A 10819-nucleotide genomic window follows, 5' to 3' on the forward strand; every position below is an offset into this window, starting at 1 on the left:
GCCCCACCCGGCACAGCAGAGAATCGCCTCCGCAAGCTCCGGCGATTCACGTCTCAGGCCTGCACGCGATGTTCGTCCACGCCCACCCCGACGACGAGTCCTCCAAGGGCGCCGCCACCATGGCGCGCTACGCCAAGGAGGGCTACCGGGTGTCGGTGGTCACCTGCACGGACGGGATGGCGGGCGAGATCCTCAACCCCGCCATGGATCGTCCCGGCGTGGCCGAGCGCATGGCCGAGATCCGCGAGGAGGAGCTGGCCCGGGCGCTCGCCGTGCTCGGCGTCACCGAGCAGCACTGGCTCGGCTACCCCGACTCCGGGTACGTGGCCGACTTCGACGGCGACGGCAGCGTGCTCGCCCCCGACTGCTTCTACAACGCGCCGGTGGACCAGGCGACCGGCCGGCTGGTGCGGCTGATCCGCGCCGAGCGCCCCGACGTCGTGGTGACCTATCCCGAGGGCGGCGGGTACCCCCACCCCGACCACATCCGCTGCCACGACATCAGCGCCGCCGCGTTCGATGCCGCCGGTGACCCGGACCGCTACCCCGAGGCCGGCGCCCCCTGGCAGCCGCGCAAGCTGTACTACGTCGGTGCGTTCAACCGCCGCAAGGTCGAGGCCCTGCACGCCGCCTGTGCCGACCACGGCATCGAGTCGCCGTTCGCCGGGTGGCTCGAGCGCTTCGACCCCGACGAGGACGATCCCACCACGACCTCGGTGGACGTCGGCGACTACCTCCCGCAGCGCACCCAGGCCCTGCTCGCCCACGCGACCCAGATCGATCCCGAGAGCATGTGGTTCCGGGTCCCCGACGAGGTCGTCCGCGACGTGTACCCCTTCGAGGACTTCGAGCTCGCCCGCAGTCTCGTGGACACCGAGCTGCCGGAGTCCTCGCTGTTCACCGGGCTCGAACCCTGAGCGACCGGGCGTGGGACGCCGTCGTGGTCGGCGCGGGCCCGAACGGCCTGACGGCGGCGGTGACCCTCGCGCGTGCCGGTCGCTCCGTGCTCGTGCTCGAGGCCGCCGACACCATCGGCGGCGGCGCCCGGTCGGGGGCGCTGACGCTGCCGGGGTTCACCCACGACCTGTGCTCGTCGGTCCACCCGCTCGGGGCCACGTCACCGGTGTTCACCCGTCTTCCGCTGGCCGAGCACGGGTTGCGGTGGCGCCACGCCGACGTGCCGCTGGCCCACCCCTTGGACGGCGGCCGCGCCGCCGTGCTGCACCGGTCGCTGCCGGCCACGGCCGACGGCCTCAGCGCAGACGGGCCCGCGTGGGCGCGCCTCATGGGCCCGCTCGTGCGCGCATGGGACGACGTCACCGCCCACCTCGAGCACCCCGTGCGCCTGCCCCGCCACCCCGTGGCCCTGGGGCTCTCCGGGCTGCGCGCCCTGCGCTCGGCGGGGGGGCTCGCCCGCGCTGCCTTCGACGACGAGCCGGCGCGGGCGCTGTTCGCCGGGCTGGCCGGCCACGCCGTGCTGCCGTTCGATGTGGCCGGCACCGCCGGCTTCGGGCTGGTGCTCGCCGGGGGCGCCCACACCGTGGGCTGGCCGTTGGCCGAGGGTGGCTCGCAGGCGATCGTCGACGCGCTCGCCGCGCACCTGCGCGCGCTCGGCGGGTCGGTGCAGACCGGTCACGCCGTGCGCCGCCTCGCCGACGTGCCTCCCTGCCGCGCGACGCTGTTCGACGTCAGCCCCCGCCAGCTGCTGGCGATCGCCGGCGACCGGCTGAGCGGGCCCTACCGGCGGGCCCTGGGCCGCTTCCACCACGGTCCCGGCGTCTGCAAGGTCGACTGGGCACTGGACGGCCCGGTGCCGTGGACCGCCGCGGCCTGCCGGGGTGCGGGCACCGTGCACGTGGGTGGCCACCTGGAGGAGATCGCCGCGGCGGAGGAGGCGGTCGGCCGCGGCGAGCACCCGGAGCGCCCCTTCGTCCTGGTGGTGCAGGCCAGCGTCGCCGACCCCACCCGTGCCCCGGCCGGCCAGCACACGCTGTGGGCGTACTGCCACGTGCCGAACGGCTCCACCGTGGACGTGACCGAGCGCATCGAGCGCCAGATCGAGCGCTTCGCCCCCGGCTTCCGCGACCGGGTGCTCGCCCGCGTCACCCGCACCGCCGCCGACATGGAGGGCGACAACGCCAACTACATCGGGGGCGACATCGCCGGCGGCGCGCACACCCTGCGCCAGATCGCCGCACGGCCGGCGCCCCGCCTGCGCCCGCACCGCACGTCCAACCCTGCGCTGTTGCTCTGCTCGGCGTCCACCCCCCCGGGCGCCGGGGTGCACGGGCTGTGCGGCTACCACGCCGCCCGCTCGGCGCTGACCGGCGTGCTGCGCTGACGCGCGATCTCAGCAGTTGCGGGCGATGTAGAACAGGCAGTCCCGGCGGATCTGGACCACGGTGGTGGTCATCATCACCGGCGTCAGGTCCTCGCCGACCGCCACCACCCCGGCGTCGTCGAGGGTGAAGAAGCGCTCGGTGACCTCGGTGCCCCCCATGTCGGTCGCGCGCAGGGGCATCGCCGTCCCCGGATGGACGTGCCCGAGCTCCGTGCCGGCCAGCAGCATCCCGAAGTTGTGGGTGTCCAGACCCGGCCGCAGCACGAAGTCGATCTCGTCGCTCAGGGCGAGCCCGACCGAGAACGGCACCTCGGGACGCACCTCGACGCGGACCCGCATCTCGAGCATCCGCTCGGGGGCACGGGGCGTGCCGGTGAACACCGCGCCGACGAAGCGGTCCAGGACCTGTCGCGCGAACACGGTGTTGCCGGGCACGTTGGGCAGACCGCACTCCACGGCCACCGTGGGGCAGTGGCGGGACAGCGCCTCCATCAGGGTGTGCGCCTCCAGGTTCCACAGCAGCACCGTGTCCGCGCAGGCCGCGGCCAGCGTCAGGCTGGCCGGCGTGCGCACCGGCACGATCGCGTAGTGGGGGTTGTACCCGGTGTTGTTGTGCAGGTCGACGCAGGCCTCGAGGTCGACCTCGCTCAGCTCGGCCAGCACGGCGTCCGCGCACCGGCGCATGCGCGTCGTCGGCGGATGACGACCCCAGACCCGGTTGAAGTCCTCTTGGTCGTCGAGGTAGCGGTTGGCGAACCAGCCCGCCTGGCTGGCGGCACGCACGTTGCCGATGAACACCCACAGGTCGAACGGGTGGCGCACGCCGGTGCGCAGGGTCTGCAGCACGGCTCGGTATCCGGAGTCCTCGTTGCCGTGCAGCAGGCACGCCACGAAGCGCGCCCGCGGGGTGCGGTCGGTGCCGGGGATGCGCAGCAACGCCGGCTTGCCCTCCAGCGCGACGAGGACGTCCTCGTCGCTGCCCTCCAGGAGGACCTTGCCGTCGTCATAGCCGTCGAACCGGTGGTAGAGATCGACCATGTGGTCTGCAGCGTAGCGGAGGCCCGCCGGGGTGCGCCGCGCAGCGCCCGGTGGTCACGACCCGCTGGTTGGCCACGTGTGCACCGGCGCGCCGATCTCGGACAGCGACTGGTAGCGGCGGACGAGCTGGGCGGCGGCCTCGGCGCGCTCGAGATCCTCGTCGAGCAGCCGGCGGTAGGTGGCGATCTGCCACGCCGCCCCGTTCTGCCCGGCGACGACCCGCTCCTCGATGATCCCGAGGTAGCGGTCGATCTCGGACTCGTCCACGTCCCAGGCGCGCAGACCCGCCGCGGCCACGGGCAGCAGGTGACGCACGATCAGCTCGCTCACCGGCACGGCGGCGCCCACCCGCGGCCAGTAGAGCTTCGCCCCCAGCCCGTAACGGGCCGCGGAGAAGAAGTTGTCGGTGGCCGCCTCGAAGCTCATCTGCTCCCAGACCGGCGGGTCCTCGGCCGCCAGGCCGGCCAGCAGCCCGTAGTACAGGGCGATGTTGGCCGCCACGTCGATGACCGTCGGCCCGGCGGGCAGGACCCGGTTCTCGATGCGGACGTGGGGACGCCCCCGGGCGACCTCGTAGACGGGCCGGTTCCAGCGGTAGATGGTGCCGTTGTGCAGGGTGAGCTCGGGCAGGTGCGGGATGTCACCGGCACGCAGCATCGCCTCGGGATCCTCGTCGTCGCACAGCGGCAGCAGTGCGGGGAAGTAGCGCACGTTCTCGTCGAACAGCTCGAGGATGCCGTCGCGCAGCCACTTCTCGCCGAACCACACGCGGGGGCGCACACCCTGGGAGGCCAGCTCCTCGGTGCGGGTGTCGATGGACTGCTGGAACAGGGCGATGCGGGTCTCGTGGTGCAGCTGCTTGCCGAGGAAGAACGGCGAGTTGGCCGCGGCGGCCACCAGGGGCGCCGACAGCGCCTGCGCCGCGTTCCAGGTGGTCGCGAACTCCGAGGGATCGACCTGCAGGTGCAGCTGCACCGAGGTGCAGGCCGCCTCGAACAGGATCGAGTTGGCCGTCGTCTCCAGCGTCTCGTCGCCCTCGATGCGGATCAGGATGTCCTCGCCGCGCGTGCCGAGGATCGCGTCGTTGAGGGCCCGGTAGCGGGGATTGGCCGAGAGGTTCTGCTCGGTGACGTCGAAGTCCGACAGCGTCGGCAGGATGCCGATGATCATGACCTGCGCGTCGAGCTGGCGCGCCTTGGCGTGGGCCCGTTCCAGGGAGGCCCGCAGCTCGTCCTCGATCTGGCTCAGCACGTCGGCCACCAACCGGCGCGGACGCAGCGAGAACTCGATGTTGAACTGGGCGAGCTCGGTCTGGAAGTCGTCGGAGGCGAGGCGCTCCAGCAGCGCCGCGTTGATTGCGGTGGCGTGGCCGTCGGGGTCGGTGAGATAGACCTCCATCTCGACGCCGACCAGGCGCCGGCCGGTCTCGAAGCGCGCCGCCTCCATGAGCTCGCGGAACGCCGCCAGGTTGGCCTTCACCTTGTCGCGGTACCGGGTGCGGTCCTCGCGGCTGAACTCGGTCGTGTCGATGTCGCGGCCCACTGGGTCCTCCTGCCCTCCCGCCGGCGCGAGCGAAGTCTAGGCGCTGGCCGCGGCGTCACCGGGTAGCGCGGGCGACGACTGCAAACGGGGGGTGGTTGGGTAGGCTCGCAGCATGCCCCAGGAACTCACCATCGACGCCGACGGCGCCTTCGTGCGCTCCCCCGGGCGCTTCGACGAGCGCATCACCGCCGACCCGGACGCGCGGTGGCCCGTGGAACCCGACCGCTACCGGCTGGCGGTCAGCCTCGCCTGCCCGTGGGCGAACCGCGCCATCATCGTGCGCCGCCTGCTCGGCCTGGAGCGTGTCATCTCCATGGCCGTCGCCGATCCCATCCAGGACGAGCGCAGCTGGCGCTTCACGCTCGACCCCGACGGCCGCGACCCGGTGCTCGGCATCCGGTACCTGTCCGAGGCGTACGCCGCCGCGGACCCCGCCTACGACGGGGGCGTCAGCGTCCCCGCGATCGTCGACGTGGCGTCCGGCCAGGTGGTGACCAACGACTACCACCAGATCACCCTCGACCTGATGACGCAGTGGACCGCCCACCACCGCGACGGGGCGCCCGACCTGTACCCCGACGCCCTGCGCGACGAGATCGACGAGGTGATGGACCTCGTCTACCGCGACGTGAACGACGCGGTGTACCGGGCGGGGTTCGCGCAGCGCCAGGCCAGCTACGAACGTGCCTACGAGGCCCTGTTCGCCCGCCTGGACTGGCTGACCGAGCGGCTGGCCGACCGCCGGTACCTCGTCGGGGACCACATCACCGAGGCGGACGTGCGCCTGTTCACCACCCTCGCCCGGTTCGATGCGGTGTACCACAACCACTTCAAGTGCAACCGCGAGAAGCTGGCCGAGAACCCGGTGCTGTGGGGGTACGCCCGCGACCTCTTCCAGACCCCCGGCTTCGGCGACACGATCGACTTCGACCACATCAAGCGGCACTACTACCTCGTGCACACCCAGCTCAACCCGTCTGGCGTGGTCCCCGCGGGGCCCGACCCGACCCGGTGGCGCGAGCCGCACGACCGTGAGCGGCTCGGGGGCACGCCGTTCGGCGCCGGCACCCCGCCACCCGGCGCGTAGGCCCGGCATGCGGCACCCGGCACGCACGACTCCCGCACTGCCCGCCGGCACGGTCGTGACCGCGTCGTCCACCGCGCCGCCCGACGCGGTGTGGGCGCTGCTGGCCGATCCGGTCCGCTGGCCCGAGTGGGCGCCCCACATCCGCCGGGTGACGATCGCCCGCGGCCACGAGGCCCGGCCGCCACTGCTGGCCGCCGGGCAGCTGCTCGTCGTGCACGGGGCCGGGCCGGTGGGGGTGCGTGTCCGGATCACCCACGTGGATCGGGGCCGGCGGTGGGACTGGACCGTGCGCCTGCCGGGCCCGTGGACGCTGCAGACCGCACACGTCGTGGAACGCGATCGGGACGGCTCCCGGATGCTGTTTGCCCAACGCGTCGACGGCCCGGCCGCGGCAATCGCGAACTGGCCGGCGCGCACCGCCTACGCGCCCCTCGCCCGGACCGCCCTGCGCCGACTGGCGCGCCTCGCGGAATCGGGCTAGCGGCGGCCCGTGGGGCCGGGCCTGGGCCGTCCGCGACGGACGTTCTATGCTCCGAAATCTTGGCGTACGGGGCCGCTCGGGCGGGACCCCCCGAACAGATGGAGCACGTGAGCATGCCCCCGAGGACGGGCACCCAGTCGCCTGCACGCCACGTTGCCGACGGCCACGATCTGATCCGCGTGCAGGGCGCGCGCGAGCACAACCTCAAGGACGTCAGCGTCGAGCTCCCGAAGCGCCGGCTGACGGTGGTCACCGGCGTCTCCGGATCGGGCAAGAGCTCCCTGGTGTTCGGCACGATCGCGGCGGAGTCGCAGCGGATGATCAACGAGACCTACAGCGCCTTCGTGCAGGGCTTCATGCCGACGCTGGCGCGCCCGGAGGTCGACGTGCTGGAGGGGCTGACGACGGCGATCGTCGTCGACCAGGAGCGGCTCGGCGCCAACCCCCGCTCCACCGTCGGCACCGTGACCGACGCCAACGCGATGCTGCGCATCCTGTTCAGCCGGCTCGGGCAGCCCAACATCGGCTCGCCCAACGCGTACTCGTTCAACGTGCCCTCGGTGAAGGCCAGCGGTGCGATCACCGTCGAGCGCGGCGCGGGCAAGACGACGACGGAGAAGGCGACGTTCACCCGACTCGGCGGCATGTGCCCGCGGTGCGACGGCATGGGCTCGGTCTCCGACTTCGATCTGTCCGCGCTGTACGACGACAGCCTGTCGCTCGACGACGGCGCGCTCACCATCCCCGGCTACAGCATGGACGGCTGGTACGGCCGCATCTTCCGGGGCTGCGGGTTCTTCGACGCGGACAAGCCGATCCGGCGATTCACCAAGAAGGAGCTGCACGCCCTGCTCCACAATGCGCCGACCAAGATCAAGGTCGAGGGCATCAACGTGACCTACGAGGGCCTGATCCCCAAGATCCAGAAGTCGATGCTCTCGAAGGACCGGGAGGCGATGCAGCCGCACATCCGGGCGTTCGTGGACCGGGCGATCACCTTCACCACCTGCCCCGAGTGCGACGGCACGCGGCTCAGTGACGCGGCCCGGTCGTCGAGGATCGGCGAGAGGAACATCGCCGACGTCTGCGCGCTGCAGATCAGCGATCTGCGCGACTGGGTCCGCCACCTCGGCTCGTCGCTGACAGACGTCACCGACGTCTTCGACGAGCCGACGATCGGCCTGCATCCCCATGACATCCAGCGCATGAACCAGCTGCTGCTGCGGCTGCGGGACAAGGGCAACACGGTGCTGGTCGTGGAGCACAAGCCGGAGACGATCACCATCGGCGACCACGTCGTGGATCTCGGCCCCGGGGCCGGCACCGCCGGTGGCGAGGTCGTGTTCGAGGGCACCGTGGAGGGGCTGCGGGCCAGCGGCACCCTGACGGGGCGCCACCTCGACGACCGGGCCGCGCTCAAGGAGTCGTCGCGGACGCCCACCGGCACGCTGGAGGTCCGCGGCGCGAGCATGCACAACCTGGCTGACGTCGACGTCGACGTCCCCCTCGGCGTGCTCTGCGTGGTGACCGGCGTCGCCGGGTCCGGTAAGAGCTCGCTGATCCAGGGCTCGGTGTCCGGGCGCGACGGGGTGGTGTCGGTCGACCAGGGCGCGATCAAGGGTTCGCGGCGGAGCAACCCGGCGACCTACACCGGGCTGCTCGACCCGATCCGCAAGGCGTTCGCGAAGGCCAACGGCGTGAAACCGGCGCTGTTCAGTGCCAACTCGCAAGGAGCGTGCCCGACCTGCAACGGCGCCGGCGTCATCTACACCGACCTCGCGATGATGGCCGGCGTCGCCACCACCTGCGAGGACTGCGAGGGCAAGCGGTTCCAGGCAGCGGTGCTGGAGTACACCCTCGGCGGCCGCGACATCAGCGAGGTGCTCGCGATGGCGGTGACCGAGGCCGAGGGGTTCTTCGGCGCCGGCGAGGCGCGCACGCCTGCCGCGCACAAGATCCTCGACCGGCTCGTCGAGGTCGGGCTCGGCTACCTCACCTTCGGCCAGCCGCTCCCGTCGCTGTCCGGTGGCGAGCGGCAGCGCCTCAAGCTGGCAACCCGCATGGCCCCTCCTCGAGCTGTCGGACCAGCCGCTTGGGAGCGCGGCTGCGATAGCTGTCCTCGAGGAGGTCGACCAGCAGATCCAGCTCGATGTCGGCCAGGCGCACCAGGACGGCGCCGTAACCGTCGTAGTGGGCGGTCGTGAACAGCGCGCCTGCCGACGTGGCGATCAGCGCGTCCTTCTCCTCGATGTCGCAGAACACCACCAGGACCGCGCTGTCGTGCACGCCGTCCCGTCGATGCTCGTTGTCGCTCCACAGCCGGCAAAACGGCTTGCCGCGCACCTTCAGCGCGGGCATCCCGCGGTAGGAGGGCGCCTCCTGGACCTCGGGGAGCCGTTGGCCGAGCCGCCGGACGTCGTCGAAGGTGGCCACCCGTTCCTCCTTGTGGGCTACTCGACATGACTGTGCCGTCGGGACCACCAGACCGGAGCAGTCGGGCCCCGTGATGGGCCTCGTGGGGCGGCCAAACTACTCCTTGACCGGGGCGTGGCGGGCGAGTCTTCTCGCCACGAGGGAGGAGGTGAGCATCTGCACGACGGCGTAGACGACAGCGGGCATCGCCACCTGGGGTGGCAGTCCGGAAGCGAACACGACGAATGCGGCGATGCTGAACTCCTTCTTGCTCACGGTGAAGAGCATGGCTGTGCGATCGGCACGCTCGGGCAGCACGGGTCGGGTGGCCGCAGCAACCAGGTACCCGATGACGTTCAGGGCCAAGGCGACGCCGGCCACGCCGGCAACAGTCGCGGGAGCGTCGATGATCGTGTCGGCGTTCGGGCCGACCACTGCGAGGACCAATGCCAGATAGGCCAGCGAGGCCGTCGCCGACAGCGCTGGCTCGACCGCTTCGACGCGGGCGGGGATCAGCGAGCGGATGGTCACCCCGACGGCGGTGGGCACGAGCACCGTCCCCGCGAGCTCGATCGCCAGGCCGACGACGGGCACGTCGAGGTCCACGCCGGTGTACAGCAGGAGCAGGGCTGGCACCAGCACCGGGGCCAGAGCGGTGTTGACCGCGTTGCACACCGTCGCCAGAGCAACGTTGCCGCGTGCCATCAGCACGAACAGCGGCGAGGACACATCGGTGGGCAGCACACCCACGAGGGTGATGCCCAACCCCAGCGCTCCTGACCCGAACGCCACTCGCCCGAGCACAAAGCCGGCCACGCTCATCGGGCCGTACACCAACAGGGTGGCCAGGGCCTGCACGCCGGGGCGGGCGAGCACGACGCGCAGGGCCGCGACGTCGAAGGTCAGGCTGACGCACAGCATGAGCAGCGCCAGCAGGGGGGTGACCGACCCGCTGAGCCGGATGCCCACGGCAGGCGCGGCCAGCGCCGCGGCCGCCGTCACGACGACCAGTGGAGCCAGGTTGTTCTCGATGATGCGGAGACGTTGGATGGCATGTCCTTCGACGTTGTGGGCCGCTCTCGAACGGCAGCGGGTAGGAGACCGATCCGCTGGCAATCGCGCAAGGTGCCAGCTGGCGGCTACGCCGACCAGCGCTTGTGGGCTTGGTCGCGTGCGACCCGTGTGGCGATCTGAGCCCGCGAGCGGAAGCCGGTCAGCGCGAACGCCGACGCACGGTGCCCGTTGGACCGGGGCAACCGCCGGTCGGCCCGGTCGAACCAGCCTTCGGCGACGGCGAGGTCGCCGGCGTCCGTGTAGCCCTCGTGTCGCCGGGGGGATCTCGCAGATCTTCGGGTCCACCCCTGGTTACCGGCCGGTAGATTGGGTCTCAGCGACATATCTGTCCCTCCCACCCCATCTACCGCCGGGTAACCTGCGTGCAGGCGCCGGGCTGGCGGATGCGGGAACCGAAGGCGTTCCGCCGGTATCGGTTGCCACCATCGAGGGCCGAGGCGGCCTCCCCTCAACGTCGGTTCAGACGACGATGGCAGCCCGGTGGCATGCGAGTCACCGTCGACCGCCGCCGGCCACACCAGGCGCAGGGAGGTCGCGGTGGGCAGCCGTGCGGCGAGGTGTGCCGCGAGACAGTCGGTGGGCACGACGTCAAAGCCCGGTCGCGCCGTGCAGCAGGAACCGGGTCATCGATGCGAAACCTAGCCTGCAGTACGGTCCACAGACGCGTCCCACGGTCCGGCGCACGCCGGCGCCGAGGACGGGATGCTGAATTGGTGGTGTCGGCGTCGGTACGCTCCTCAGCACGGCGAGTTTGAGGTGAGGTGACGACCGGCGTGGCAGGCACTGACTTCGCGGGGCCCTGAGGACCTTCGGTCTGTGCTGCAGAGCGCAGGGGTCCCCACAG

The 10819-nt window shown here is 71.8% G+C and carries 8 protein-coding genes; 4 read left to right on the forward strand and 4 right to left on the reverse strand.

Translation table 11 applies throughout. From position 1 onward, the window contains the following. Together mca and WD250_15400 are read left to right on the forward strand one after the other, a co-directional pair. The coding region (mca, locus tag WD250_15395) for a mycothiol conjugate amidase Mca (GenBank protein ID MEX2621600.1) at positions 1 to 917 on the forward strand (917 nt) is incomplete at its 5' end. Positions 918 to 940: 23 nt separating this feature from the next. Next, positions 941 to 2341: an NAD(P)/FAD-dependent oxidoreductase gene (locus WD250_15400; GenBank protein MEX2621601.1), complete on the forward strand. Its 1401-nt coding sequence runs from the start codon at positions 941 to 943 to the stop codon at positions 2339 to 2341. A 9-nt stretch (positions 2342 to 2350) separates the two neighbouring features. On the opposite strand, the gene WD250_15405 is transcribed toward WD250_15400, so the two are convergent. Next, the gene (locus WD250_15405) at positions 2351 to 3379 is read right to left on the reverse strand and encodes a succinylglutamate desuccinylase/aspartoacylase family protein (GenBank protein ID MEX2621602.1); all 1029 of its coding nucleotides are present in this window, start codon (positions 3377 to 3379) and stop codon (positions 2351 to 2353) included. A 54-nt stretch (positions 3380 to 3433) separates the two neighbouring features. Beyond that, positions 3434 to 4921: a hypothetical protein gene (locus WD250_15410; GenBank protein ID MEX2621603.1), complete on the reverse strand. Its 1488-nt coding sequence runs from the start codon at positions 4919 to 4921 to the stop codon at positions 3434 to 3436. Positions 4922 to 5033: 112 nt separating this feature from the next. Between WD250_15410 and WD250_15415 the strand changes: the two genes are divergently transcribed. Next, positions 5034 to 6008 (forward strand): glutathione S-transferase C-terminal domain-containing protein, encoded by a 975-nt coding sequence (locus WD250_15415; protein MEX2621604.1) that lies wholly within the window; start codon positions 5034 to 5036, stop codon positions 6006 to 6008. A gap of 7 nt (positions 6009 to 6015) precedes the next feature. Further along, positions 6016 to 6489, forward strand: coding sequence for an SRPBCC family protein (locus WD250_15420; protein ID MEX2621605.1), 474 nt, complete (start codon positions 6016 to 6018; stop codon positions 6487 to 6489). Between the two features lie 2043 nt (positions 6490 to 8532). On the opposite strand, the gene WD250_15425 is transcribed toward WD250_15420, so the two are convergent. Together WD250_15425 and WD250_15430 are read right to left on the reverse strand one after the other, a co-directional pair. Further along, entirely contained in the window at positions 8533 to 8922 is a 390-nt protein-coding gene (locus WD250_15425; GenBank protein MEX2621606.1) for an MmcQ/YjbR family DNA-binding protein, read from the reverse strand. A 96-nt stretch (positions 8923 to 9018) separates the two neighbouring features. Then, positions 9019 to 9903 carry a bile acid:sodium symporter gene (locus WD250_15430; GenBank protein MEX2621607.1) on the reverse strand — a complete coding sequence of 295 codons (885 nt, stop codon included), beginning with the start codon at positions 9901 to 9903 and terminating at the stop codon, positions 9019 to 9021. Positions 9904 to 10819: the final 916 nt, after the last annotated feature.

The sequence above is a fragment of the Egibacteraceae bacterium genome, from assembly GCA_040905805.1.
Lineage (GTDB): Bacteria > Actinomycetota > Nitriliruptoria > Euzebyales > Egibacteraceae > DATLGH01.